The 26604-nt window shown below is 62.2% G+C and carries 26 protein-coding genes; 7 read left to right on the top strand and 19 right to left on the bottom strand.

Features of this window, described 5'->3' with window-relative positions; genetic code table 11:
• Positions 1-7: 7 nt before the first annotated feature.
• The 15 genes from F6S08_RS12875 to F6S08_RS12805 form a co-directional block, all read right to left on the bottom strand.
• Positions 8-1120: a polysaccharide biosynthesis/export family protein gene (locus F6S08_RS12875; protein ID WP_065925167.1), complete on the bottom strand. Its 1113-nt coding sequence runs from the start codon at positions 1118-1120 to the stop codon at positions 8-10.
• Positions 1121-1207: 87 nt separating this feature from the next.
• Positions 1208-1447: a hypothetical protein gene (locus F6S08_RS12870; RefSeq protein ID WP_027608676.1), complete on the bottom strand. Its 240-nt coding sequence runs from the start codon at positions 1445-1447 to the stop codon at positions 1208-1210.
• Between the two features lie 178 nt (positions 1448-1625).
• Positions 1626-3035: a mannose-1-phosphate guanylyltransferase/mannose-6-phosphate isomerase gene (locus F6S08_RS12865; protein ID WP_315871680.1), complete on the bottom strand. Its 1410-nt coding sequence runs from the start codon at positions 3033-3035 to the stop codon at positions 1626-1628.
• Positions 3036-3058: 23 nt separating this feature from the next.
• A complete protein-coding gene (locus tag F6S08_RS12860) occupies positions 3059-3517 on the bottom strand; it encodes a GDP-mannose mannosyl hydrolase (protein WP_065925180.1) in 459 nt (152 codons plus the stop codon).
• A gap of 5 nt (positions 3518-3522) precedes the next feature.
• Entirely contained in the window at positions 3523-4731 is a 1209-nt protein-coding gene (locus tag F6S08_RS12855; protein ID WP_065948171.1) for a glycosyltransferase WbuB, read from the bottom strand.
• Positions 4731-5708, bottom strand: a complete 978-nt coding sequence (locus F6S08_RS12850; protein WP_065925164.1) for a GDP-L-fucose synthase family protein — start codon at positions 5706-5708, stop codon at positions 4731-4733. Before F6S08_RS12850 ends, F6S08_RS12855 begins: the two co-directional genes overlap by 1 nt.
• A 2-nt stretch (positions 5709-5710) precedes the next feature.
• Positions 5711-6832: a GDP-mannose 4,6-dehydratase gene (gene gmd, locus F6S08_RS12845; RefSeq protein ID WP_065925163.1), complete on the bottom strand. Its 1122-nt coding sequence runs from the start codon at positions 6830-6832 to the stop codon at positions 5711-5713.
• Between the two features lie 69 nt (positions 6833-6901).
• Positions 6902-7837 carry a glycosyltransferase family 2 protein gene (locus F6S08_RS12840; RefSeq protein ID WP_315871679.1) on the bottom strand — a complete coding sequence of 312 codons (936 nt, stop codon included), beginning with the start codon at positions 7835-7837 and terminating at the stop codon, positions 6902-6904.
• Between the two features lies 1 nt (position 7838).
• Positions 7839-8798 (bottom strand): nitroreductase family protein, encoded by a 960-nt coding sequence (locus F6S08_RS12835; RefSeq protein WP_159440249.1) that lies wholly within the window; start codon positions 8796-8798, stop codon positions 7839-7841.
• Between the two features lie 14 nt (positions 8799-8812).
• A complete protein-coding gene (locus tag F6S08_RS12830; RefSeq protein WP_065925161.1) occupies positions 8813-9364 on the bottom strand; it encodes an acetyltransferase in 552 nt (183 codons plus the stop codon).
• Positions 9361-10524 carry a polysaccharide pyruvyl transferase family protein gene (locus F6S08_RS12825; protein ID WP_074847029.1) on the bottom strand — a complete coding sequence of 388 codons (1164 nt, stop codon included), beginning with the start codon at positions 10522-10524 and terminating at the stop codon, positions 9361-9363. The genes F6S08_RS12830 and F6S08_RS12825 overlap by 4 nt, the downstream gene beginning before the upstream one ends.
• On the bottom strand, positions 10521-11696 hold the full coding sequence (locus F6S08_RS12820) for an O-antigen ligase family protein (RefSeq protein ID WP_315871678.1): 1176 nt from the start codon (positions 11694-11696) through the stop codon (positions 10521-10523). The genes F6S08_RS12825 and F6S08_RS12820 overlap by 4 nt, the downstream gene beginning before the upstream one ends.
• Complete coding sequence (locus F6S08_RS12815) at positions 11693-13006, bottom strand: lipopolysaccharide biosynthesis protein (RefSeq protein ID WP_065925158.1); 1314 nt, start codon at positions 13004-13006, stop codon at positions 11693-11695. Before F6S08_RS12815 ends, F6S08_RS12820 begins: the two co-directional genes overlap by 4 nt.
• A gap of 5 nt (positions 13007-13011) precedes the next feature.
• Positions 13012-15231: a polysaccharide biosynthesis tyrosine autokinase gene (locus F6S08_RS12810; RefSeq protein ID WP_137213155.1), complete on the bottom strand. Its 2220-nt coding sequence runs from the start codon at positions 15229-15231 to the stop codon at positions 13012-13014.
• A gap of 41 nt (positions 15232-15272) precedes the next feature.
• Positions 15273-15713 (bottom strand): low molecular weight protein-tyrosine-phosphatase, encoded by a 441-nt coding sequence (locus tag F6S08_RS12805; RefSeq protein WP_065925156.1) that lies wholly within the window; start codon positions 15711-15713, stop codon positions 15273-15275.
• Between the two features lie 230 nt (positions 15714-15943).
• Between F6S08_RS12805 and F6S08_RS12800 the strand changes: the two genes are divergently transcribed.
• Complete coding sequence (locus F6S08_RS12800) at positions 15944-16252, top strand: phosphomannomutase (protein WP_315871677.1); 309 nt, start codon at positions 15944-15946, stop codon at positions 16250-16252.
• Positions 16249-16581 carry a hypothetical protein gene (locus tag F6S08_RS12795; protein ID WP_065925155.1) on the top strand — a complete coding sequence of 111 codons (333 nt, stop codon included), beginning with the start codon at positions 16249-16251 and terminating at the stop codon, positions 16579-16581. The genes F6S08_RS12800 and F6S08_RS12795 overlap by 4 nt, the downstream gene beginning before the upstream one ends.
• Here F6S08_RS12795 and F6S08_RS12790 read toward each other — a convergent pair.
• Entirely contained in the window at positions 16533-17156 is a 624-nt protein-coding gene (locus F6S08_RS12790; RefSeq protein WP_065925154.1) for a hypothetical protein, read from the bottom strand. The genes F6S08_RS12795 and F6S08_RS12790 overlap by 49 nt on opposite strands.
• Positions 17157-17411: 255 nt before the next feature.
• Here F6S08_RS12790 and F6S08_RS12785 point away from each other — a divergent pair, with 255 nt between their 5' ends.
• Positions 17412-18488 carry an LLM class flavin-dependent oxidoreductase gene (locus F6S08_RS12785; protein ID WP_065925153.1) on the top strand — a complete coding sequence of 359 codons (1077 nt, stop codon included), beginning with the start codon at positions 17412-17414 and terminating at the stop codon, positions 18486-18488.
• Positions 18489-18787: 299 nt separating this feature from the next.
• On the opposite strand, the gene F6S08_RS12780 is transcribed toward F6S08_RS12785, so the two are convergent.
• Positions 18788-19582: a class II aldolase/adducin family protein gene (locus F6S08_RS12780; protein WP_074847032.1), complete on the bottom strand. Its 795-nt coding sequence runs from the start codon at positions 19580-19582 to the stop codon at positions 18788-18790.
• Between the two features lie 718 nt (positions 19583-20300).
• Positions 20301-21206 (bottom strand): LysR family transcriptional regulator, encoded by a 906-nt coding sequence (locus tag F6S08_RS12775; protein WP_027608694.1) that lies wholly within the window; start codon positions 21204-21206, stop codon positions 20301-20303.
• A 216-nt stretch (positions 21207-21422) separates the two neighbouring features.
• On the opposite strand from F6S08_RS12775, the gene F6S08_RS12770 reads away from it, so the two are divergent.
• Both F6S08_RS12770 and F6S08_RS12765 read left to right on the top strand, forming a co-directional pair.
• Positions 21423-22034 carry a cysteine dioxygenase gene (locus F6S08_RS12770; RefSeq protein ID WP_065948165.1) on the top strand — a complete coding sequence of 204 codons (612 nt, stop codon included), beginning with the start codon at positions 21423-21425 and terminating at the stop codon, positions 22032-22034.
• Positions 22031-23614 carry a rhodanese-related sulfurtransferase gene (locus tag F6S08_RS12765; RefSeq protein ID WP_315871676.1) on the top strand — a complete coding sequence of 528 codons (1584 nt, stop codon included), beginning with the start codon at positions 22031-22033 and terminating at the stop codon, positions 23612-23614. Before F6S08_RS12770 ends, F6S08_RS12765 begins: the two co-directional genes overlap by 4 nt.
• Before the next feature lie 69 nt (positions 23615-23683).
• Here the strand turns inward: F6S08_RS12765 and F6S08_RS12760 are convergent, their stop codons facing one another.
• Positions 23684-23845: a hypothetical protein gene (locus F6S08_RS12760; protein WP_315871675.1), complete on the bottom strand. Its 162-nt coding sequence runs from the start codon at positions 23843-23845 to the stop codon at positions 23684-23686.
• Between the two features lie 396 nt (positions 23846-24241).
• Here F6S08_RS12760 and F6S08_RS12755 point away from each other — a divergent pair, with 396 nt between their 5' ends.
• Both F6S08_RS12755 and F6S08_RS12750 read left to right on the top strand, forming a co-directional pair.
• The gene (locus tag F6S08_RS12755) at positions 24242-25216 is read left to right on the top strand and encodes an ABC transporter substrate-binding protein (protein ID WP_315871674.1); all 975 of its coding nucleotides are present in this window, start codon (positions 24242-24244) and stop codon (positions 25214-25216) included.
• A gap of 11 nt (positions 25217-25227) precedes the next feature.
• On the top strand, positions 25228-26586 hold the full coding sequence (locus F6S08_RS12750) for an LLM class flavin-dependent oxidoreductase (protein WP_074847036.1): 1359 nt from the start codon (positions 25228-25230) through the stop codon (positions 26584-26586).
• Positions 26587-26604: the final 18 nt, after the last annotated feature.

The following is a 26604-nucleotide window of genomic DNA, read 5'->3' as shown; positions in this document are numbered from 1 at the left end:
TACCACCCTATCGGCTGCTGGCTTCGCTCAGGTTGTTCTGGGTGGATGCACCAATGCCGATGATCGACGCGGACGGCACCAGTTGGCTGATAAAGCGGTTCCAGCGCGTGATATTCGCCGGGCCGACAAACACCACGTCCTGGGGCTGCACATCAAAACGCGTGGCCAGGGCCATGGCCGAGGGGGAGCCGGCTTCCAGCTGGAACACCTTGGCCGGTTCCACATCGATGTTCTGCGCGCCGCGAATCACGTAGATGGCATCGGCGTTGGAGGTGTTCTGGTTGACCCCGCCCACTGAACCCAGCACGTCGGAGAGGTTCATGCTGCGGGTCTTGAAACTCAGCGCGCGGGGTTGCATCACCTCGCCCATCACGTAGATGCGCTTGCGATCGTTGTAGGCCAGGTACAGCTGGTCGCCGTCCTTGAGATAGATGTCATTCAGGCGCGACTGCTCAAGGTTGAGCGTGTCGAGGTCCAGGGTGTAGCGCTTGCCGCCACGGGTGAGGGTGAGGTTCGACAGGTCGGCGTTGATCGGGTCGATCCCGGCGGCGCCAAGGGCCTCGCTGACGTTCATCGCAATCGTGGTGAGGGGCACCGGCCCGGCCTTGATCACCGCGCCGCTGATCACCACTTTCTGGCTGGCAAAACGCAACACGCTGACATCCACCTGGGGGCTGTCGATGTACTGGCGCAGCTTGTCGGTGATCTCGCTGCGCAGCGCTTCAATGCTGCGACCCTTGGCAACCACCTCGCCGACGTAGGGATAAAACAGGTTGCCCTCGGGGCTGACCAAGCGACCGTTGGCATCGATCTGCTGCTGCGGGCCGGACGGCGCGGTAAGTTCAGGGTGATCCCACACCGTGATATACAGCGCGTCATTGGCGCCGATCAAATACGGCCCGGGTTTATAACTCAAGAGTTCTGCTGGAATGGAATAAGGCACATGACTTGCCGCGTCCATGGCCAATAACTTTGGCGTAATCGGAATTAAATCCACGCGACTGTTTTCAGGCCCGCCCTCTTCGGTCAGGGCGGCCGTATCCATATATTGACCCGGGGAAAACATGCAGCCTTGCAATAATGCAGCGGCCACGGCTGCAATAGAAAAAATACGCATCATAGTGCTAGGACACTCGCGATAGACGACAAGAAAAAAAGACCACTTGGGCGGGGATTCCAAGCGGTCTTAAAAGCGGAAGGTGTACGACTAGTTGCTGGTACCCGTAGTGCCGGTGGTGCCGGTAGTACCCGTGGTGGTGCCGCCATTGGAGCTGCCGCCGCTGTTGGAAACAGCGGCAACACCGGCAACCAGGGCAGTGCCGACCAACAACGTTTGCCCCACCGTAACGGTTCCGGCCACTGTGGTATCAAGCCCCAACGGTAACTCGTCGGCCATCGCCGAAGTACTCAAGACACTGAGTACCAGAATAGCCAGTGATTTTCTCATTTCAGACTCCTTATCATCAGTGAGCAGGCAAACCGATAGTGCCATTCAACTAAACAGCACACCAGACAGATAATATTCAACCGACCTAGTTGAAAATAACGTTTTCCCGGCAAGCCCCGGCCTTCAATGCATTGCGCCCGGCGAAGTTATTAAAAACGTTATTAATTGTCGGAAAACCTCAGGCCCTGCCGTACTTGTCTTCGAAGCGCACAATATCGTCCTCGCCCAGATAAGAGCCCGACTGCACTTCGATCAACTCCAGCGGAATCACCCCCGGGTTTTCCAGGGCGTGCACCTGGCCGATGGGGATATAGGTCGACTGGTTTTCCGACACCAGGTAAGTCTGTTCGCCATTGGTCACCCGCGCCGTACCGCTGACCACGATCCAGTGCTCGGCGCGATGGTGGTGCATCTGCACCGACAACTTGGCGCCCGGTTTCACCGTGATGCGCTTGACCTGATAGCGCTGGCCGTTGTCCACCGAGTCGTACATGCCCCACGGCCGATACACCTCGCGGTGGTTGAGATGCTCATGGCGCCCGGCCTGCTTGAGCAGGTCGACGATGGCCTTGACCTGCTGCACCTGGTCCTTGTGGGCCACCAGCACCGCGTCCTTGGTCTCGACAATGATCAGGTCCCGCACCCCTACCGTGGCCACCAGCCGACTGTCGGCGTGGACGTAGGTGTCACGGGTGTCCAGGCTCAGCCCGTCGCCGCGTATCACATTGCCGCTGGCATCTTTTTCGCTGGCCTCCCACAACGCCGACCACGAGCCGATATCACTCCAGCCGGCCTGCAACGGCACCATCACCGCGTCATGGGTGTTTTCCATCACCGCGTAGTCGATGGAGTCGTCCGGGCACGCGGCAAAGGTCGCGGCATGTACGCGGGTGAAGGGTTGATCCTGGCTGCCGCCTTCCAGCGCCACGCGACAAGCCTCGAGGATAGCCGGCTGGAAGCGTTCCAGCTCCTCCAGGTAACGACTGGCGCGGAACATGAACATGCCGCTGTTCCAGTAATACCCACCGTCGGCCACATACGCCGCAGCGGTGACGGCGTCGGGCTTCTCGACAAAGCGCTTGACCCGATAACCGCCCTCGCCCGCCGTCGCGCCTTGTTCGATATAGCCGTAGCCGGTATGGGCGCAAGTGGGCGTGATACCGAAGGTTACCAGCTTGCCGTCGCGGGCCAGCGGCAGCGCCACTTCCAGGCTGGCATGAAACGCCGGGACGTCTTCGATCAAATGGTCCGCCGCCAGCACCAGCAGGATCGGGTCCTGGTGCTCGGCCAGCGCCTTGCACGCCGCCAGCGCGATGGCCGGCGCCGTGTTGCGCCCCACCGGTTCCAACAGGATGCTGGCCTGTTCCAGGCCCAACTGGCGCAATTGCTCGGCCACCAGGAAGCGATGCTGCTCATTGCAGATCAACTGCGGCAGCGCGACGTTGGCGCCTTCCAGCCGCGTGATGGTCTGCTGCAGCATCGACAGGTGCGCGTCGGTCAGGCGCAGGAACTGCTTGGGGTTCAGTTGCCGCGAAAGCGGCCACAGGCGCGACCCCGAACCGCCTGCCATGATCACCGGTAACAACATGAGAGCGTCCTCGGGAGAGAGAGTCAGAAATAGGCGCGAGTGTGTTCATGCACCCGCGGGCTGATGCGCAGTTCGTCCTCGGGCCACCAGCGGTAATGCTGGTGTTGCTCCGTGGGCGGCTGAAGGGTCTGGCCTTCCGCCAGGTCCAGGCAATAGCCGAGCACCACATAATGGGTGTTCGGCCCGGCCCCGGCGTTGGCGAACACGCTGTCGTCGTAGAAGTGCTCGTACACCCCCAGCAGCCGCGCCTGGGCGCGCTCGAACGGGTGTCCCAGTTCGTCGCGGGTGATGCGCCGGAAGGCGTTGTCGAGGTGTTCGTTTTTCTGGATACGCCCGCCGGGCACGAACCAGAAACCATAAGCCGGCCGATTGACGCGCAGGCCCAGCAGGACCTCGCCACGGGTGTTTCTCACCACCAGGTCGATCGCCACCAGCGGCGTCGATGCCACGACCGTATTGAAGGTCGGTAAATCAAGCCACATACCCATCAGACCTGTGCCATAAAGCGTTGCAGAATACGTTCCTTGTCGAGGAACTCCTTGGCGTAGTTCAGCGCCACCTCATTGTGCGCGGGCAATGCCAGTGCCCGCTCGATCCCTATGTTCAGCGCGGCGACGGACTCCGGTTCAGCCAGCACCGCAATGCCCGGGTGTTCCTCGCACAGGCGGCCGAGGGTGGTGCCGGGGTCGGCGGTGATGATGGCGTGGCCGCCCACCGCCAGGATATTGGTCAACTTGGAAGGCAGCACCGCGTCCGCCACCCCGCGCTTCTGGATCACCAGGTGCACGTCGGCCGAGGCCAGCAGCACCGGCAAATCCTCGTAGGGCTGCAACGGCGCAAACAGCACGTTGCGCAGGCCATCGCGCTGCACACGCTCGAACAAGCGGGCCTTGCCGGTGCCCTGGCCGACGATCAGGAACACCAGCTCCGGGCGATCGGCATAGGCCTGGGCGGCGTCAAGGATCAGTTCCAGGCCCTGCTTCTCGCCGATATTGCCGGCGTACAACAACACCCTTTGGCCTGGCGCCACACCCAGGCGCTGCAGCAGCCCGGGGCTGCGGGGCACCTGGCGAAAGCGGGCGGTTTCCGACCAATTGGGAAAGAACAGCAGGCGCTTGCCGTTCACGCCTTTGCCCCGGGCCTTGTCGAGCATGCCGCTGGAAATCGTCGAGACCCGGTCAAAACGCCGCAACAGCCAGCGTTCAAGCCCAAACGCCAGGCGCCGCACAAGGGAGCCGCCACCGATGCCGAGGCCGAACATCGCGTCCACTTCGTAATCCTGGATATGCAGCACCGAGCGCGCGCCACTGAGCTTGGCCAACAACAGTGCCTGGGGCGCACAAAACAGCGTGGGCACCACCAGGATCACCAGGTCCGGTTTCCAGCGCCACTGCCCCATGACCGCCAAAAACGAACTGGCGGAAAAGCTCATCAGGTGCAGCAGGCGCGTCAACGCCGTGGGCTGGCGTGGCACATACAGCGGGCAGCGAATCACCGTCACGCCGTCGTCCTGCTCGGTGCGAAAGCGCCACGGCGAATAGCCCTCGCCCACCTGCCACTGCGGGTAATACGGCGGCGCCGTCACCACTCGCACCTCATGGCCCTGGCCCGCCAGCCAGCGCGCCTGTTCACCGCTGTACTTGCCGATGCCGGTGAGCTCCGGGCTGTAGTTGATGCCGTACAGGAGGATCTTCATCAGTGGCCCCGAGGCTGTTCGAGGGCCGCGAGATAGGCGTTGTAGGCGTCGCGCAGCCCCTCTTCCAGCGGCACATAGGCTTCCCAGCCGAGGGCGTTGATCCGGCTCACATCCAGCAGCTTGCGCGGTGCGCCGTCGGGCTTGCTGGCGTCGAAGCGCAACTGCCCCTTGAAGCCGGTGACCCGCACCAGCGCCTGGGCCAGTTCGGCGATGGTGCAATCCACCCCGGTACCGACGTTCAAATGCGAACGCATCGGCTGGGTCTGCTCGCGGTAGCGTTCCTGGCTGAGCTCCATCACATGCACGCTGGCCGCCGCCATGTCATCCACATGCAGGAACTCGCGCCGTGGTTTGCCACTGCCCCAGATCACCACTTCCTCATCGCCGCGCTGCGTCGCCTCATGGAAGCGCCGCAGCAAGGCGGCGATCACATGGCTGTTCTGCGGGTGGTAGTTGTCGCCCGGCCCGTACAGGTTGGTGGGCATCACGCTGCGGTAATCGCGGCCATGCTGGCGGTTGTAGCTTTCGCACAGCTTGATCCCGGCGATCTTGGCCACCGCGTAGGGTTCGTTGGTGGGTTCCAGCGCGCCGTCGAGCAACACCGCTTCGATCATCGGTTGCGGGGCATGCACCGGGTAGATGCATGACGAGCCGAGGAACAACAGCTTCTCCACGCCATGGCTGTGGGCGGCGTGGATCACGTTGGCCTGGATCATCAGGTTCTGGTAGATGAAATCGGCCGGGTACGTTGCGTTGGCGTGAATCCCGCCGACCTTGGCGGCCGCCAGGTACACCTGGTCCACACGGTGCCTGGCGAAGTACGCCTGCACCGCCGCCGGGTCGAGTAGGTCGAGCTCGTCACGGCCGGCCGTAAGCAACTGTGTGTAGCCCAAGGCCCACAGGCGCCGCACGATGGCCGAGCCGACCATGCCGCGATGGCCGGCCACGAAGATTCGCGCATCAAAGTCACGTGCCATGCTCAGTTCTCCACGGCAATCGGTGCGTCATGCCCGTGCAGGCGCAACAAGGCGTGGCGCTGGGCGACCTTGAGGTCTTCGCGAACCATCTCCGCGCACATTTCCTGGGCGCTGATTTCCGGCACCCAGCCGAGCAGGCGCTTGGCCTTGGACGGGTCGCCCAACAGCGTCTCGACTTCGGCCGGGCGGAAGTAACGTGGGTCGACGCGCACAATCACATCGCCCACCAGGATGCCCGGCGCCAGGTCGCCGTCGATCCGCTCGACCACCGCCACCTCTTCCACGCCCTCGCCGACAAAGCGCAGATGCAGCCCCAGTTCCGCCGCCGACCAGCGAATAAAGTCGCGCACCGAATACTGCACACCGGTGGCGATGACAAAGTCCTCGGGGTGTTCCTGTTGCAGCATCATCCACTGCATGCGTACGTAGTCCTTGGCGTGGCCCCAGTCGCGCAGTGCATCCATGTTGCCCATGTACAGGCACTGTTCCAGGCCCAGGGCGATGTTGCTCAGGGCGCGGGTGATCTTGCGGGTCACGAAGGTTTCACCGCGACGCGGCGACTCGTGGTTGAACAGGATGCCGTTGCACGCATACAGCCCATAGGCTTCGCGGAAGTTCACGGTGATCCAGTAGGCGTACAGCTTGGCCACCGCATAGGGCGAGCGCGGGTAGAACGGCGTGGTTTCCTTCTGCGGGGTTTCCTGCACCAGCCCGTACAGCTCGGAGGTCGAGGCCTGGTAGAAGCGGGTCTTCTTTTCCAGGCCCAGCAGGCGGATCGCCTCGAGGATGCGCAAGGTACCGAGGGCATCCACATCGGCGGTGTATTCCGGCGAATCGAAGCTCACCGCCACATGGGATTGGGCGCCGAGGTTGTAGATTTCATCGGGTTGGATCTGCTGGATGATACGCGTCAGGTTCGACGAATCCGCCAGGTCGCCATAGTGCAGGACCAGGTTTTTACGCAGGGCCTGCGGGTCCTGGTAAATATGATCGATACGCTGGGTATTGAACGACGAAGAACGGCGCTTGAGGCCGTGCACGGTATAGCCTTTTTCCAGCAGCAGCTCGGCCAGGTACGAGCCATCCTGACCGGTGATCCCGGTAATAAGCGCGACTTTATTCATGTCTGTCTCCCAATTGATAGGCGAGCGAAGGCCGACACCCAAACTTGGGTGTTTGTTAAAAACGCTCAGTTACTTCGGTGTGGGCAGGTTCAAGTTATGGCCGGTCAACTTTGAGAGTTCCCGGACAATGGCTTCCTTATCGTTTAAGTGCGCAATCGCGGTTTCCAGTTCGAGCACTTTGGCGCCCACCAGAAAGCGGTACCAATAGCCCTGGAGCAGGTGATAGACCAGGCCGCTGCGGCCATCGAGAAACCCCAGCTGGATGATGTAGCGCCACAGGAAATACGCGGTGGAACTGAGGGTGAACGGCACGCGGTTGTACACGCGGTTCTTGACCAGGCGCTTGGCCTTGGCCTGGAACGAACTCTGCCCGGCATGCAGTTCATCGCGTATCGCAAACAGCCCCAGCCGCGCGTTAAGCACTTCAATCGCTTCGCGGGTGGCGTACTGGTTGTGCTTGTGGGTGAAGAAGGTCAAGTCATGCAGGTTATGGTCGGCAAACCCGCCGTCGAGGGTGATGGTGCGGCCCTCGGCGACCGAGATGTGCTCGTCCATCCAACGGTCCTCCATGCGCCCCTGGCCGGTGCGCCACAGCCGCAGCATCTTCAACGGGTAGCGGCCACCATGGCGCACCCAGCGCCCCATGAAGATATGCTTGCGCTTGAAGTTGATGCCGGTGATGTCGCGGGCCAGGGTCGGCAGCCGGGTATTGATCGCGGCGGCAAGGTCGGCCTCGATGATTTCGTCGGCGTCCAGGCGCATCGTCCAGTTGCCGGTAATCGGCAGGTGATCCAGCGCCCACTGGAACTGCTTGGCCTGGTTGATGAAGGCGTGCTGCACCACCAGCGCGCCATGGCGCCGGGCGATGTCGCAGGTGTCGTCGGTGGAAAACGAATCGACCACCAGCACTTCGTCGCTGAAGGCCCGTACCGACTCGATGGCCCGGGCGATATGCAGGCTTTCGTTGTAGGTGAGGATGATCACACTGACGGTTTCGCGCTTCATATCAGCCACCGTGCATCTGCAGGACTTCGGTGGTGAGCCGGCGCGGTGAACGCGCGGCCCGGAAGTGGCTTTCCAGGGGCAGCCCCACGGCGATCATCATGATCAACCGCTCGCTGGCCGGGATGGCGCCGATGCCACGGATCTTCTTTTCCACCGAATTGAGGATCGCCAGGTTCAGCGGGCACGCGCCCAGGCCATTGGCGTGGCAGGCCAGCAGCAGGCCCATGGAAAACAACGCACCGTCGACGTAAAGCTGGTTGCGCTGCCCCGCGCCGCCCCAGGCGGTGACTTCGGACGTGACCACAAACAGGTTGTCCACCGACTGCGCAAACCCGCGCGAGCCGCCTTGCAGCTCCAGCAGCTGCGCGATCACCGCGCGGTCCTGATACACATGCACCCGCGACGACTGCCGGTTGCATTGCGAGGGTGACGACTGCGCCAGCTCCACCAGGGACGTCAGCAGGCCACTGTCGATCTTGCCGGCCTGGAACATGCGGCAACTGGAGCGCGATTGCAGGAACGCCTTGGCATCCAGCCCGCCATTGCCCAGCCACGGCGCTGCACGCTTGATACCACCGCTGCCGGCGGTGCCGTCGCGCTTGAGGTGCTCCACATAAGCATCCAGGTAAAACACGAAGTCGTCGCTGATGCCGAGGGTGCGGTGCAGCTCGAGGTAACCCTGGAACGCGCCGAGGGCCATCTCCACCGGCAGCGCCGAATACGTGCGGTCGTATTCGTTGAGCATATGGATGATGCCGTTGATCTTGTCCTTGCCGAACAGCGGCTTGGGTTCCTTGAGGGACAGGCCCTTTTCCACGGTGTGGGTTTCGATGAGGATTTTGTAGAACAGCTTCTTGTTGCGGCTTTCCAACGGCGAGTAACCGTTGTGGCGAATAAACGTGAGCATGTCGCGAAAGAACTCGCTGACGAAATACATCAACTTCCATGCCTTATCCATCATGGGTTTCACCTGTTTCATAGTGCGATGTCTCTCGTTTTGAGGGGGCGGCACGGCGCACCGACGCAAATCATCCAGGCCGGCTGGCTGGCCGTGACCACCGAGCGCGCGCCGACCACGCAGCCCTCCTCCAACACACAACCGGGGTGGATAAAGGCCTCGGCGGCGACCCACACGTGGTCCTTGATCACGATCTCGCGAGTCACCAAGGGCCGCAGCAGGCTGCGGGTGTCGTGGCTGCCGGTGCACAGGAAGCTGCGCTGGCTGATGGTGACTTTGGAGCCCAGCGTGATTTTGGCCATGGCGTACACATCGACCCCATCGCCGATGGCGGTGTAGTCGCCGATCTCCAGGTTCCACGGCGCCCAGATGCTGCACGTGGGCGCGATGCGGCAGCCCACGCCGACCTTGGCGCCAAAGCAGCGCAGCAACCAACGCCGCCAGTTGTGCAGCATCCAGCGCGGCGTAGGACGAAACAGCAACTGATAGACCATGCCCCACAACAGCCGGCGCGCCTTGTTGCTGCGCGGCAGGGTGTCGACGTACTTGAGTTGCGCGAAGTCGCTCATGGCCGGATCGCCGCCAGTTGTTCCAACAGGTAGCGCTCGCCCACCTGTTGCAGGGCCTGGCGCCGGGCCCGCACCGCCACCCAGTCGATGGGCGCCGCGATCAAGGCGTGCACCTGGTCGGCATCGTCTGCCGGCAGGAAGCGTTGCGACAGCTCCAGCTTCTCCAGCAGGTTGCGCACACGGGCGTTCAGCGAGGCCTTGTTGCCCGGTAACCCCACGGCGATAAACGGCTTCTCGAAAATGATCGCGAACACCGTGGCGTGGAAGGAGTTGGTCACCACGTAGGCGCTCTCCTTGAGCAACTTGAGCCAATCCTGCGGGCCCACCTGCACGGTCTCGCCGATCTGCCGCCAGCGCCGGTGCGCGTTATACGGCGAGACAATCGGCCCGGCCACCTGACGCGACAGCGCCTGGGCCACTTCGCGCACGCCCACGCCGGTGCGCAGCGCATAGCAGAACACGTGGCCGGTGCGGGTCTGGGTGGACGTGGCGAGCAGCGCCGAATAGTCGCGGTGCAGCAGCGTCGGGTCCGGCACGCAGTGGGCAGCCAGCCCCGAGACCTGGTGCACGATGCTCACCCCGCTCTCCTCGCGCACACTGATCGCCGACAGTTGCTTGAGCAGGCCCTCGGCTTCGGCGTGGTACTGCGGCTCCAGGTATTCCTTGCCGAAACTCGCGGCGTAGGAAATGCGCCGGATCGCCTTGTCGCAGTCGAAGGCCAGGAAGTACGCCGGGTCGAGGCCGGTCTGGCCCGAGGGGTTCCAGATCTGGTCACTGCCGGCCACCAGCAACTGCTGGCCGGCCACCGCCTGGTTGAGCTGGTGGGCGTGGGCGTAGCGCGGCGCCTGGATATTCAGGAAGCGCGTCTTGAACGCGTGGAACTGGCGCGACTGGGCATTCGGCCCCAGCACCCGGGTTTTCAACGCCAGGGCCTTGAGGTACAGGGCCTTGAGGTTGGCCTTGAGCTGGCGCGGGTTGAACAGCTGGCGGATCTCGCTGCCATCCTCCACGTAGGCCGGGTGGTAGTTGATCAGGCTTACCTGCAAGCCCTGTTGCTGCAACCAGCGCTGCAAGGCATAGGCTTGCAGCACCGCGCCGAAGTTTTCGCTGAAGTGGTACGTCAGTATCCCGGCCCTGATGGGGCTAGCAGGTGCGTTCATGATCCAGCCTGTTTCAGTAAGTAATTGGGGTAAACCGCCTGGCGTGCAGGCGCAGCCTTGTTGAGCAGGCCGATGAACATCGACCACACCAGCAGGTAGCTGCCATCGAACGTGGTGAAGAACTGGTAGCTGGTCTTGAACGAGAAAATCAGCAGGATCGCCACCACGGCCAGGGATACCGGGCTGCGCGGCAAACCGCTGAACAGCAGGCAAAACAGCGCCACGCCGAGCACCCCCAGCTTGGCGGTCACGCCCCAGTAGCCGTTCTCGATATCGAACTTGGAGTTCTCGAACCAGCGCTCGTCATTGGTGGGCACGCCGGGGGTCAATTGCTTGGCCAGGCCATTGCCCAGGAACACCGTGGCCGGGTTGTCGAGAAACGACTCCTTGGCATGCGCGATCTCGAACGCACGGGTTACGTCCTCGCCCTTCTCCTCGAACAGGTAAGTGGCAAAGCGCGACACCGCCAAGGGGCTGGCATAGAACGTCAGCGTGCCCAGCGCGCCGATGGCCACCACCAGCACCGCCAACGACTTGAGCTTGCGCTGGGTAATCGCCGACAACAGGATCATCACCGCCATCGCCGCGAGGATGGTCTTGGACCCGGCCGCCAGCAACGTGACCGCGAGGATCAGCATCAAGCCGACCCTGCGCTGGCAACAGGCATAGAAAAACAGCAGCACCGCCGAGCTGGTGGGAAACAACATGATCCGCCCGACTTCGTCGCTGGACTTGGACGCGGCGTTGGTCAGGTCGATGCCCACGCCATACAGGCTGACCTGCAGCAACTGGCCAAGGGCGAAGATGTAGATGATGCGTTCGAGGATGCGCCGGTAGTTGACGCTATGGGCCAGCGCGATTTTTTCCACATTGGCCAACACATAGCTGTACCCGGCCAGCAGCAGCACAAAATAGAAAAACGGAATGCCGGAACGCAGGAACTGGTACAGCGAGATCTTCGCCCCACTGCTCACCAATACCTGCAACACACTGGACGCGACCACCAGCGCCAGCAATGGCAGCGCGCGGGTAAAGCCACGCGCCGCGTACACCACGAACGGCAGCAACAGCAGCAGCGCCAAGGGTTGCGAGAGGTTGTTGCTCAGCGCCAGGGGCAAGGCGAAGAACGTCAGCGGCAGGTAGAGGGTCAGGCGCGCCTGGGACAGCATCATGGGCCGACCTCCCCCACGCGAATCACCCGCAGGTACACCAACACCACCAGTTCCGGCAGCGACAGCAACAGCGACGCGCCCAGCAGCGGATCGATGCGCTCCTTGCATGCCAGCCACAGCAGCAAGGCCATCACGCTGCTTACGGCATAGATCACTGAGGTGAGGGTGTGGCGATTGGTGGAAATCAGCATCGCCGCGAGGATGAACCAGGCCACATTCAAAATCGTATGGGAGCCGATCAGCGCCAATGACAGGCGATCGACCTGCACCAGGCCATGGCTCCACAGCAGGATGACCTGCGGCCCGGCCCAGATCCCGGCGACATACACCAGCAGGCACAGGCCCAGTACCAGGGAGCTGGCGCGCTGGGTAAAGCGTCGTGCCTGTTCGAACTCGCCGCGCCCGGCCAGCCGTGAGATCTCCGGGGTCAGGGCGTTGCTGCAGGTGATGCCCAACTGGATGATCAGGCGCATCAGGGTGCGCGCCATGGTGTAACCCACCACCACCGCCGGGCCGGCGATCTGGTTGAGCACTTGCAGGCCGCCTTGCAGGGTGATCGCCTGCGCCAGCGGTATCGCCGCGCTGCCCAGCGCCGGTTTCCAGATACCACGGAACTCGGCCCAGGACGCCGACGCCAGCCCCAGCAGCGGCCAGGGTGAAATCCGCCGCACAAACAGGGTCACCAGCACCAGGAACAGCACCTGGCTGAAAAACATGCCCTGGGCCAATTGCAGTTCGGAGCCACCCAGCAGCAGTACGACGATGGACAGCACAATGTCCAGGGTCCTGCGGTTGGCCATGATGAAGACGCCGCCGACGGTTCTGTCGATGGTGCGAAACCAGGCGTCGATCGGCCCACCCAGCAAGCGCGTGCACAGGTAGCCGGACATGAACAACACCACCAGGCCGGCTTGCTCGGCGGTCAAGGTCTTGAGCCCGAGCAGTGACACCCAGTCGAGCCACTGGCCCAATGTCAGGGCGAATACCAGCACCAGCGCCACCACCGCCAGGGTAAAGGCCAGCGCGGTCTGCACACTGCGTCGCGCCCCCGGCACATCGCCCTGGCTCGCACGCAGCGTGGCGCTGGTGGCCGACGCCTGGGCCACCCCCAGGTCCAGCAGGCTGAGCATCGACGGAATGCCGGTGAGCACCAGCCAATCGGCATAGCGCCCGGTGCCCCAGGCGTGCAGGAAGAACGGCACCAGCACCAGTTGCGCCGCCAGCGTCACCAGTTGGGTGTAGCCGTAGCTCAGCACGTTGAGGCGAAACCGTCGCGACAACGAGCGCGGCATTTCAAGCACTTTGCTCATGGTCATCAGGCCTTGTCGGACTGATAGGCGTAGCTGTAGTAGCCGTAGTCGCCATAGCCGTAGCTGGCGGACCGGCGTTTTTCCACACCATTGAAGATCGCACCCTTGAGCTCGATGCCGTTCTGATGGAAGCGGCGCAGGGTCAACTCGATCTCCTTCGCCGAGTTCACGCCAAAACGGGTGACCATCAGGCTGGTGCCGGCCTGGCGCCCGACAATCGCGGCGTCGGTCACCGCCAGCAATGGCGGCGTGTCGATGATCACCAGGTCATAGCGCTCGCTGACTTCGGCCAGCAACGCGGCGAAGTTGGGGTGCATCAGCAGTTCAGACGGGTTGGGCGGGATCTGCCCACGGCCGATGAAATCGAAGCGCTCCACGGCGGTCGGGTGAATCGCTTCCTGCAGATCACAGCGCTTGGCGAGCAGGTCGGACAACCCCGCCTCCACCGCCTTGCCGAGCATCTTGTGCAAGTAGCCCTTGCGCATGTCGGCATCGATCAGCAGCACGCGCTGGCCCGACTGCGCGACAATCGCCGCCAGGTTGGCCGAGACAAACGTCTTGCCCACCTCGGGGCTCGGGCCGGTGATCATCAGGCGGTTGTTCCTGGCCTCGAGCATGGCGAAGTGCAGGCTGGTGCGCAGGCTGCGCATGGCTTCCATCACCAGGTCATGGGGGTGATTGACCGCCAGCAGCGACGGCGCGCCGGAACGCCCCTTGGCCGCGTTGGTTTCCTCGGCCTTTTGCAACAGGCTGAAGGGGATCGAGGCGTACACCGGCAGGCCGAGTTTCTCGATCTCATCCGGGCTTTCCAGGCCACGGTTGAGCAGGCTGCGTACCAGTACGATGCCTACCGAGAGCATGCCGCCGAGCAGCATCGCCAGCAGCACCACGATGACCTTGCGCGGCGCCACAGGCTTGGCCAGGTTGACGTCGGCACTGTCGATCAGGCGCACGTTGCCCACGGTGCCGGCGCGCATCACGTCGAGTTCCTGGGAGCGGTTGAGCAACTGGGTGTAGATCTCGGTGCCCACTTGCACGTCGCGAGTCAGGCTGAGTAATTCCTGCTGGGTCGTGGGCAAGCCTTCGACGCGCTTGGTCATCTGCGCCTGCTTGGCGTTGAGTTCCGCCAACTTGGCGATCAAGGCACGATAAGCCGGGTGCTGGGGGGTGAACTTACGGTCCATCTCAGCCTGTTGCAGCTTGAGTTCGGAGATGCCGGTATCCAGGGCCACCACCTGGTCGAGCACCGCCTTGGCTTCGAGGCTGATGTCGATGGATTTGCTGCGGGTCTGGAAGCGGTTCAAGGCGTTCTCAGCCTTCTCCAGGTCGCGCCGCACCTGGGGCAACTGGTCATTGAGGAACGACAGGCTCTGTGCCGCCTCGGCCGAGGTACGGTCGACGTTCTGCTTCACATACAGGTTGGAAATTTCATTCAGCGTACGCACCGCCAGGCCCGGACGCGTGCTCTCCAGGGACAGGCTGATAATGCCCGACTCCTTGCCGCGTTCGATCACGGTGAGCAGGTCCTGGTAGTCGGCCACCGCGTCCAGGCGCGGCTTGCGCACGATCTTGAAATGCGCGCCCGGATTGGCCCGCAGCTCCTTGACCAGCACCTCGACGCCCTCGGCGGCAAACGGCACGCCGACGCTTCCTGCGGCGATCTCGACGCCGTCCTCATCAAATAACGTGTAGGCCTGGGCCTCGCCGGCCACCAGTACCAGGGTGGTCCCGAGCAACGCCGTCGGCAGGTTCAAGCGGCTCAGCACCAGGGCCTCGCCCCCTGCCGACCAGCGGCTGAAACCGAACAGCGGCGGCGCAATATCGCCCTTGTGTTCAGGCGCATAACGCCGCGCGAGGAAGCCACCGATCAACGGAAAATGCTGCGGCGTGACAGTGATGTCCAACGCCAGGGTATCGACGGTCTTGCCAATGATGGTGCGCGACTTGATCAGCTCGATCTCGGTCACCGCCGGCGATTCCTTGCCCAGCAGGCTGCTGACGTCGGAGAAACCGAGCATGTCGTTCTTCTTCGGCTCCACCTGGATCAACGCATTCGCCTGGAACACCGGCGCCGACAGAATGGCGTAGGCGGCACCGATCAGCATGCAGGTGCCGGTGATCCCGGCGATCAGCCATTTGTGATCGATCAGGTTGCCGAGCATGCCGAGCACATCGATCTCGTCACGGTGAGGGCTTTCAGGGGAAGCGTTCTGGGGTGAATACATAAATCGCGTCTTCGTCCTTGCAATCGTTTAAAGAGGGAGCGTCAGCGCGCCAGGCGCTGGGCCCAGGCCTGTGCGGCCTGTTCGATCAAGGCATAGGCCTGCACAAAGGCGGGCTTGCCCTGGCGATAGGGGTCGGTGATCTCGCGATCGTGCTGCCACTTGCCCAACAGGAACACCTTGCCCCGTGCCTCGGGGGCGAGGTCGAGCACGCCGTCGATGTGCCGTTGTTCCATCACCAGGATCAGGTCGGCCTCACTCACGGCGCCGGCGTCGAGTTGCCGGGCCCTGTGCACCTGGGGCACATGCCCGTGCTCCGCCAGCACCTGCCCGGCCAGGGGCTCCAGCGGATGGTCACGCAAGGCCGCCAGGCCCGCCGAACTCACCTGGATCCCGGAAGGTGCAAGCGCAGCACCCAGCAAGTGTTCCGCCGTGGGGCTGCGGCAGATGTTGCCGATGCACACAATCAATATCTTTTTGAACAAGGCAACCTCCCACGCACCGCACACTTATTCTTCGGCAAAAGGGACGACCTTATTTAATGAGCTGCAACTAACGACCGAGTAATTATGACCACAGCCTACAAACCGAGACCATCTATCGCGCAAGACAAAAAATAACAATCCCGGTATTGACCGACTAAAACTAACATTCCGGTATTTTTGCACCGCCCCATAATAAAGTGCGATTTGAATGCACCAGACAGGGGACGGCCATGAACACGTCAAAGTTATTGGTAGAGCGTATTGGCCTATTTCCTTCTTCGGGAAATATTCATGTGGAAGTGCATGATTCAACCCATGTCGTCGAACGCATGCAGGTGCTGTATGCGGATAACTCACTGGACAGCGACGCGTCCGGCGCCGGGTTTTCCATGGTGTTCGCCGACTGGCGCTTCAAGTTGCAGGTCAGTGACCCGTTGTCGGTGTGCCTGTGCGTGGAAAGTCGCGGCGACAGCCAGTTCATGCAGGTCAAGACGGCCGAACTGCTGGCCAATATCTGCGGCACCGAGGAGCGGCCATGAGCCTGTGGGCGGGCTTGAGACGCGGCTATGCGTTGCGCAGGCTGACGGGGATGTTCGAGGGGTTTGCCGAACCGGTGCAGGGCGCGCAGTACCAGCGCAACACCCGGGCCATCGGCCATTGGCTGGACCTGTTGCGCGGCAGCTCCCCCCAGCAGATCACCCATGCGCTGTTCCAGCAGATGAAACGCGCGCGGCGCCGTGGCAATGCGCAACGGTTCAACGCGCAGACCACCCTGCTGGCGCTGATGGTGGAAAGCAACCTGGCGCTGGACCTGGCGACCTACTCGGCCTTCCTGTGCGCGGTTTCCAGGCGCCAGGCAGGCTCCTGATGGGCCTGGTCGGCACCTGAGAGGGTCACTGCGACGCGGTTGAGCAGCCACTCCGCGTTGTACTTGGGCACCAGCCCACAGACCAGCAAAAACACCAGCCCGCCGCCGATGAACACGGGGGATACCTTGATGGGCGCGGCATCAATACGCCACAGGAACACACTGGCCGCTGTCGCACCCAGTGCGGCACCGGCCAGGGCTTCATTCAGCGGATGTATATAAGGCGCGACACAATAAGCACTGAACCCGATACTTATCACTAACCCCACCAACGCCGCCGGCCAGCGCCAGGCCAGGTTGAACTGGCGGGCCAGCAAACTCGTTGCCACCGTGACCATCAAACAGGTGTTCATGGCATGGCCACTTATTACAGCAATATCCAAGTGCTGGAAGGATAAGCCCCAACCTTTAAACAGCAACTTGCTGGCCGCCACGATCGAATAAGTAATACCCAGCGTTATTATCCAGGCCCGCAATGCCCACGGCGTGGAATACCTTAACCAGACAGCAATCATCAGTGCGGCCGGAATCATGACGGTAATGCCGCCATATTGCGCAAGTTCTGCCCGCATCACTGCTTAACCTTCGAGGTGCCGTTTTCGGCGCTCATCAGACCTCAGGCCCAAAAAAAACACAACGTTATCTAGCGTCAGCAACACCTGCAAAATGCAATTTACTGATTACTACATACAGATATGATTCTGTATTTTAATAATTAGGTTAGAACCAAACGGCATTTTACACAGGCTGTCGCGGCCCCTACCGTGGACGAGCATGACCGACCCCCTGCCCGGCGGAGGTACTCACTCCCTACTCGACAAGGACAGACCATGAGCATTGAATTCATCGGCTATATCGGCGGTCACCACGCTTCCGAGATCCACCCACGCAGCGGCCCTGCCCTGCAACCGGACTACGTGGAAACCGTGGCCCGCGCCCACGAAGACGCCGGTTTCGACCGCGCGCTGGTGGCGTTCCATTCCAACAGCCCGGACAGCACGCTGATCGCCGCCCATGCCGCCAGCGTGACGAAAAAACTGCAGTTCCTGATCGCCCACCGTCCGGGCTTCGCCCAACCCACCCTGGCCGCCCGCCAGTTCGCCACCCTTGATGTGTTCAATGGCGGGCGCACCGCCGTGCATATCATCACCGGCGGCGACGACCGCGAACTGCGCGCCGATGGCAGCCATATCGGCAAGGACGAACGCTATGCGCGCACCGATGAATACCTGAGCGTGGTCCGCCAGGAATGGACCAGCGATCAGCCCTTCGACTTTGCCGGCACCTACTACCAGGTCGAAGGCGCGCACTCCGCGGTGAAGTCGCCGCAGCAGCCGCATATCCCGCTGTATTTTGGCGGCTCTTCCAAGGCCGCGATTGAAGTGGCGGGCAAGCATGCCGATGTGTACGCGCTGTGGGGCGAAACCTATGAGCAGGTACGCGAGATCGTGACCCAGGTGCGCGCCGAAGCGGCCAGGCATGGGCGTACGATTCGCTTCAGCCTGTCGCTGCGACCGATCCTCGCCGAGACCGAAGAACTGGCGTGGGCGCGTGCCGACAGCATCCTGCAACAGGCCACCGAGTTGGCAGAGAAGAATGGCTTTGTGCGGCGTGAACCGCCGAATGAAGGCTCGCGCCGGTTGCTGGCGGCGGCGGCGCAGGGCTCGCGGCTGGACAAGCGCCTGTGGACGGGGATTGCGGGGTTGCTGGGGGCGCAGGGCAACTCCACCTCGTTGGTGGGGACCGCCGAACAGGTGGCAGAGGCATTGGTCGATTATTACGACCTCGGTATCACCACCTTCCTGATCCGTGGGTTTGATCCGCTCAATGATGCGATCGACTATGGCAAGCGGTTGATCCCCCTGACCCGGCAGCTGATTGCTGAACGCGAGCAGAAAGTCGCCTGACCAAACAACACAGAACCCATGTGGGAGAGGCTTGCCCCCGATGGCAGAGTGTCAGTCAAAGATAAATTGACTGATCCACCGCCATCGGGGCATGGGTATCTACACATCTTGAGCCGAGCCCCGTGCGTAGCAGCTGTCGAGCCTTGGCGAGGCTGCGTCGGCGGTGTGTCAGACGCGCCGCAAACGCAGCCTCGCCAAGGCTCGACAGCTGCTACGCGTCATCCTACTGAAGTTGTGTAGATACTGATGGCTATCGGGGCAAGCCCCCTCCCACATTTTGATCTTCACTATGCTCAGGATCAGTTCTTGTAGTCGGTATCGTTGCGCTCCAACTGCCGAATCAGCGCATTCCAATGCCGCGCCACCCCCGGTCCTTCGCCACTGGCAAACACCTTGGCCTGTTGTTCGACTTTCTCCACCACTTCGGCCGGCGGGAAGATCAACTCCGCATTCCCCGCCGCCTGCGCCGCGACCTGGATATTGCACGCGCGCTCCAACTGTTGCAGCTGCACAAATGCATGTTCAACGCTGACGCCGGCGGTCAACAAGCCATGGTTACGCAGGATCATCACGCTCTTGTCACCCAGGTCCGCGACCAGGCGCTCACGTTCGTCCAGGTCGAGGGCCACGCCTTCATACCCGTGGTACGCCACGCGTCCGGAAAAACCAATGGAGTGCTGGGAGATCGGCAGCAGGCCGTCCTTCTGCGCCGACACCGCAATGCCGTCGCGGGTGTGGGTGTGCAGCACCGCCTGCAGGTCATGACGTGCGCCGTGGATCGCGCTGTGGATCACATAACCGGCGTAGTTGATGCCCAGGCCGGTAGGGTCATCGACGATAGTGCCGTCGAGGTCGACCTTGACCAGGTTGGACGCACTGATTTCATCGAACAACAACCCGAAGGCGTTGATCAGGAAATGCTCCTCCGGCCCCGGTACACGGGCGGAGAAATGGGTATAGATGTGGTCGGTCCACTTGTACAAGGCAGCCAGGCGATAAGCGGCGGCCAGTTTGACGCGCACCTCCCACTCTTGCGGGGTAACGCGCTGGCGAACATTGCTGGTGAGATTGGTGATCGAGGTGACGCTGCTCATGGCAAAACTTCCTGGATGGCCTTAAGGACTTCCAGGCAAGCCTAGGGGATGGCCAAAAATAATAAAAAGCACATTTTAATCTAAGCTAATTATTATTTTTTTTCATATAAATCGTACCAATAATACAGGGCAAATGTGGGAGATCCCACAACTCCTTCGACGCAGCGCTGTCGCGCAGCAAACTGTGGCGAGCGGGCTTGCCACAAGAATGCGGTCGCCTGAAATTGTTCAGGCAAGACTCAAGACTTCAGGGTGAAATTTTAACCCCCTAAAATCATTCAGTTATTTTAAGTTTGATAAGAGGGGGCTTGCCCCCGATGGCCATGAGTATCTCCCGCAACGCTAACACCGATGCGAAGCGAGCCGCCCTTGATCTTGCTTTAGATCTTGATCTCAGGCGCCCCGTTAACCACGCTGGCCGGAATCCGATAGTGATTTGGGGGGGTAAACCGGCAGGGATGCCGGTTTAGCCGCCCCGCGCCATGGATGGCGCGTGGCGGCGGCCCCCCACATCACTGTCGGATTACGGGCACACCGAGCCTGGGCGAGGTGCCGAGTGGTGGGGCAAGAGCCCTTTGCTTACTTTGGGGCTTTTCCAAAGTGAGCCGCCGTCAGGGCGGAACCCTAAGCCGCCGTTACCGCGGCAATGGATATGTACCCGGTTAGAAATGTAAACGATGTCCCCGGTTTGTACCGGGGCAAGCCCCCTCCCACAGGCTTACGCGGCGTCGCGGACTTTATGCAGCGACGCCGCCACCCGCTTGCCAAACGCATCCACCGGCCCCTGCAGGTTGCCCAGGAAGTGCGGATAGATCAGCCACAAATCCATCACCGGCTTGAAATCCTTGAGCGGCATCACCGCCAGTTGCTCGCGGTGCGCACTGCGTTCCAGCAACGGCCGTGGCACCAGGCCCAAGCCCAGGCCGTCGGCCACCAGGCCCAGTTGCAGTTCGGTGCCGAAGGTCTCCAGGTTGACCCGCAGGGCCAGGCCCTGATCGGACAAGGTGCGCTGCAACCCGGCACGGAAGCCGCAGCCGTCCGGGTTGAGGACCCAGCCGTTCTGGTACACATCGGCCAGCTTGCAGGGTTTCTTCGGCAGTTGGGCCTTGGCGCAGACCACCACCAGTTCCATCTTGCCGATGGACTCGCCGACGATGTTGTCCGGGAAGATCTTGCCTGCCGGGAACAGCGCCGCCGCCGCGTCCAGTTCGCCGCGTTCGATCTTGCCCACCAACTGGCTGCCCCAGCCGGTGGCGACCTGGGCACGCAAGTCGGGGTATTCGCTGCGCAGGTGCTTGAGCGCGTCCAGCAGCACCACGTCGCCGATGGTCTGCGGCACACCCAGGCGCAGCAGGCCGGTGGGCGGTGCGTCGGTGGCCACCAGCTCGCGCAGGGCATCCATCTCGCGCAGGATCAGCCGGCACTGCTCATAGACGCGGGTGCCGATCAACGTCGGTTTGAGGGGTTTGGTGTTGCGGTCGAACAGCTCCACGCCCAGCGCCTGCTCGAAGTTCTGCACGCGGCGGGTAATGGCCGGCTGGGTCAATTGCAACGACTCGGCGGCATGGCTGATGGACTGGCAACGAATCACTTCGACAAAGGCATCGATATCGTCAATTTTCATTTGGGCCGCACATAGAGAACAGTCATTAAGATGTGTGTGAAGCATAGTTGCAGGAACGTGGCGTGAATAGCCCGTGCTGCAATCGATAACGTCTAACGCTATTCAGACCGGTTCTAAATTACCTTCAGCTATAAGCTAATCATTAAAAAATAGCATATTAACTATAAACATTATGCTTAGATAAACCCATCCCTGCGACCACACGATGGAAGTGCCATGACCCAGGCCCGACACCCCGAGAGACTCAGAGCCTTCATAGGCGCCCTGGCGGAATTGATCGACGGCAATCCACGGGAAGGCGACCTGTTGCACCGTGGCGGCAAGCTGCTGGCGCAACTGGTCAGCCATGACGACTGGCTCCCCGATGAATTTGCCCAACCCGATCCCGAGCGCTACCAGCAGTTCTTGCTGCATGCCGATTCGCGCCAGCGTTTCAGCATCGTCAGCTTTGTCTGGGGGCCGGGGCAAAGCACGCCGATCCACGACCATCGGGTGTGGGGGCTGATCGGCATGCTGCGCGGCGCAGAGTTCTCCCAAGGCTTCGAACGCGCGCCCGACGGCAGCCTGATCGCCGAAGGCCAGCCGATTCAATTGGTGCCGGGCCAGGTCGAGGCGGTGTCGCCCAAGGTCGGCGACATCCATCAGGTGAGCAATGCCCACAGCGACCAGGTGTCGATCAGCATTCATGTGTACGGCGCCAATATCGGCGCGGTGCGCCGTGCGGTGTACCAGCCCGACGGCAGCGAGAAACTGTTTATCTCCGGTTATTCCAACGCCTTCCTCCCGAATATCTGGGATTTGTCCAAAGAAAAGAGCCCTGCCCTATGACCACCGTACCGACCCGTAGCTTTGCCCGGATTCGCCAGGCCCTGTTGGACCGTGAAGAAGTCGCCCTGGTGGACGTGCGCGAAGAAGCGCCGTTTGCCGAATCCCACCCGCTGTTCGCGGCGAATATCCCGCTGTCCAAGCTGGAACTGGAGGTGTATTCGCGCATTCCACGCCGGGATACCCAGGTCACCGTCTACGACAACGGAGAGGGCCTGGCTGCCCGTGCCGCCGAACGCCTGGTTGCGCTGGGCTACACCCAGGTCAGCCTGTTGGAAGGTGGCCTCGACGGTTGGCGCCGGGCCGGTGGCGAGCTGTTTATCGATGTGAACGTGCCGAGCAAGGCCTTTGGCGAGTTGGTGGAGAGCGAGCGCCACACGCCGTCCCTCGCCGCCGAAGAAGTGCAGGCGCTGCTCGACAGCCAGGCCGATGTGGTGGTGCTCGACGCCCGCCGTTTCGACGAATACCAGACCATGAGCATCCCCACCGGCATCAGCGTGCCCGGTGCCGAGCTGGTGTTGCGTGCGCGGGAACTGGCGCCCGACCCGGCCACCCGCATCATCGTCAACTGCGCCGGGCGTACCCGCAGCATTATCGGCACCCAGTCGCTGATCAACGCCGGCGTGGCCAACCCGGTGTCTGCGCTGCGCAATGGCACCATCGGCTGGACCCTGGCCGGGCAGAAGCTCGCCCACGGCCAGTCGCGACGCTTTGCGCCAACCTCGGAAGAGCATCGCCAGATCGCCGCCGTCGATGCACGCCGCGTCGCCGACAAGGCCCGCGTCGGTCGCGCCACCCTCGCCGACCTGCACGCCTGGCAGCAGGAAACCAACCGCACCACCTACCTGTTCGATGTGCGCACCCCGGAAGAATTCGAAGCCGGCCACTTGCCCGGCGCGCGCTCCACCCCCGGCGGCCAACTGGTGCAGGAAACCGACCATGTCGCCAGCGTGCGCGGTGCGCGCCTGGTGCTGGCGGATGACGATGGCGTGCGGGCGAACATGTCTGCGTCGTGGCTGGCCCAACTGGGCTGGGACGTGCATGTGCTGGATGACCTGCAAGCGGCGCACTTCAGCGAAAAAGGCGCCTGGGTCGCTCCAGTCCCCGCGCCCCCCCAGGCCGAACTGATCAGCCCGCACACCCTCGCCGAATGGCTCGAGCATGGCGACACCGTGGTGCTGGATTTCACCGCCAGCGCCAACTACGTGAAGCGCCATATCCCCGGTGCCTGGTGGGTATTGCGCGCACAACTGCCCCAGGCCCTGGCCAAGGTGCCCGCCGCCCAGCGTTATGTGCTGACCTGCGGCAGCAGCCAACTGGCGCGCCTGGCGGTGGCTGAAGTCGAAGCGATCACCGGCAAACAGGTGTTCCTGCTGCAAGACGGCACCGCCGCCTGGATCAACGCGCAACTGCCGCTGGAAGAAGGCGAAACTCACCTGGCCTCACCGCGTATCGACCGCTACCGCCGGCCGTACGAAGGCACCGACAACCCCAGGGAAGCCATGCAGGCCTACCTGGATTGGGAGTTCGGTCTGGTGGAGCAACTGGCCCGCGATGGGACCCATGGGTTTTACGTCATTTGACCCCAGGCACGCCTGCCCCCATTGCGGGAACAGGCGCTGCCCCAGGCTGATGGGGCGGGGGGTACTGCGTTACTTTCTTTCTTCTGTGTCGGTGCAAGAAACCGTCTCCGAGCTACCGCTCAACTGAGACTGCATGGCGTGGACACCCGCCTCTATTTGCGAGGCCACGCTGAACTGGGTGCCGAACAGCAGGCTGAACATGACGCATGTGGTTGCCAATAATTTGAACATGACCAATCCTCACTGGTTCGCTGAGAGAGTAAAAATACCCCCATCGTTTATTCGCAGCTGACTTGGCTGCGTGCTGCCATTTTCTGCCCGGCGCAACGCCTGAACACCTGTGAAGAATGACAGTGGCCTAGACCACTTCGCTCTATGCAAACCTGCGCTGAGAGCGATTGGCGCCGCCCCCTTGGACACCCAGGCACCTCAGCCGCAATTACCTATTCGAAAAATACATAAAACGCATATTAGACAACAAACTATCTTAATATTTTTAATAATTAACATATAACCAAAAAGACCTTCACAGAAGGTTTTTATGAGCATAACGTGAACTCCTCACCGACCCCTTCTCCAGGCGGAGGTAGCCGAACCCTTTCACGATCTGCCTGGAGCCAGCATCCCATGGTCTTTTCCACTCCGTTCAAACGCCTGCTCCTGGGCACTGCCCTGGCCCTTGGCCTGGCCACCTGCGCCCACGCCGCCGACCTGCAACCGCTGCGGGTGGCCAATCAGAAATCGACGATCAAGACGCTGCTGGAAGTCTCCGGCGAAACGAAAAACGTGCCCTATGAAATCCAGTGGTCGGAATTCCCGTCCGCCTCGCCCCTGGGCGAAGCCTTGAATGCCGGAGCCGTGGACATTGGTGCCCTGGGCGACGCGCCCTACGTGTTTGCCCTTGGCGCCGGCGCCTCGCTAAAGGTGGTCAGCATCATCCACGCCGAAGGGCGTAACACCACCGCCCTGCTGGTGCCCAAGGATTCGCCGATCAAGACGGTGGCCGACCTCAAGGGCAAGAAAATCGTCACCGGGCGTGGGTCCATCGGCCATTACCTGGCGATCAAGGCGCTGGCCACGGCCGGCCTGACCACAAAGGATGTGCAGTTCATTTTCCTGCTGCCCAGCGAGTCGCGCCTGGTGCTGGATAACGGCACTGTCGACGCCTGGTCGACCTGGGACCCCTACACCACCGTCGTCACGTCCCAAAGCCAGGCGCGGATCCTGGCCAGCGGCAACACGCTGTTGAGCAACCACCTGTACCTCGCCGCCACCCGCCAGGCCATCGCCGACAAGCGCACGCAGCTGGACGACTTTGTCGCCCGCGTCGACCGCGCCTACGCCTGGGCCAATACCCACCCCGACGAGTACGCCGCCGCCCAGGCCAAAATCACCGGGCTGCCGCTGGCCGTGCATGTGGCCGTGGCCAAGGAAACCCGCCTGAGCCCGGTGCTGATTGACGACAGCGTGATCAGTGGCCTGCAGGCCACCGCCGACACCTACCAGCAAGAAGGCCTGCTGCCCCGGCACATCGACGTGTCCCAGGGCTTCGACACGAGCTTTAACGCCAAGCGCGCCCCCAACAACCAAGCATCACGCTGAAGGAGCAGAACATGAGCACGCCACATCAATTGAAACCCCGCCATTTGAAATTGGGCGCCATGGTCCACGGTGTCGGACACGGCTGGGGAGAATGGCGCCATCCGCAGGCGCAACCGAATGCCAGTACGAATTTCGGCTTCTACAAACAGCAGACCGAACTCGCCGAAGCGGCCAAGTTCGACTTCGTGTTCATCGCCGACAGCCTGCACATCCACGCCAAATCCAGCCCGCATTACCTCAACCGCTTCGAGCCGCTGACCATCCTCTCGGCCCTGGCCGCACTCACCAGCCATATCGGCCTGGTGGCCACCGTGACCGTCAGCTACACCGAGCCCTACCAGGTGGCGCGCCAGTTCGCGTCCCTGGACCATATCAGCGGCGGTCGCGCCGGCTGGAACGTGGTGACCTCGTGGCTCAGCGGCACCGCCGACAACTTCGGTAAAGCCGAACACCCACCCCATGCCGTGCGCTACCGCATCGCCAAGGAACACCTGAACACGGTCAAGGGCCTGTGGGACTCCTGGGAAGACGACGCCTTTGCCTACAACAAGCAAAGCGGCGAATTCTTCACCCCGGGCAAGCTGCATGCGCTGAACCACAAAGGCGAGTTTTTCTCGGTCAAAGGCCCGCTGAACATTGCGCGCTCGCGCCAGGGCCAACCGGTGATTTTCCAGGCGGGCACGTCCGAAGACGGACGTAACTTTGCGGCGCAGAACTCCGACGCCATCTTTGTGCATGTGGAGAGCATCGAAGAAGGCCTGGCGTATACCCAGGACCTCAAACGGCGCGCCAAAGGCTTTGGCCGTGACGCCGACAGCCTGTCGATCCTGCCGGGCATCCGCCCGATTGTCGGCCGCGACGAGGCCGAAGTGGAAAGCCGCTACCAGCAGGCCGTGGAGCTGGTCACCGTGGAAGACGCCATCGTCGCCCTCGGCCGCCCGTTCAACGACCATGACTTCAGCCAGTACCCGCTGGACGCCCCGTTCCCGGAACTCGGCGACCTGGGCGCCAACAGCCAGAAAGGCGGCTCCGACCGCATCAAGCAACTGGCCAGGGACGAAGGCCTGACCCTGCGCGAAGTGGCGCTGCGCTTCTCGCGGCCCAAGCGTGATTTTGTCGGCACCCCGGAGCAAGTCGCCGACGCGATCCAGACCTGGTTCGAACGCGGCGCCAGCGATGGTTTCATCATCAACTCGGTGCTGCCGGACGGCTTGCAGTACTTCACCGAACTGGTGGTGCCGGTGCTGCAACAGCGTGGCCTGTTCCGTAGCGAATACACCGGCCACACCCTGCGCGACAACCTTGGCCTGGCCGTACCGGCCAACCGTTACAGCATCGAGGTGGAAGAACCGCAGGAGGCGCTGGCATGAGCGAATCCCTCACTGTAG

It is taken from the genome of Pseudomonas sp. JV449, assembly GCF_032424295.1.
Taxonomy (GTDB): Bacteria; Pseudomonadota; Gammaproteobacteria; order Pseudomonadales; family Pseudomonadaceae; genus Aquipseudomonas; species Aquipseudomonas marginalis.
The sequence above is the reverse complement of the archived record's forward strand: the minus strand, read 5'-3'. Positions and strand labels throughout refer to the sequence as shown.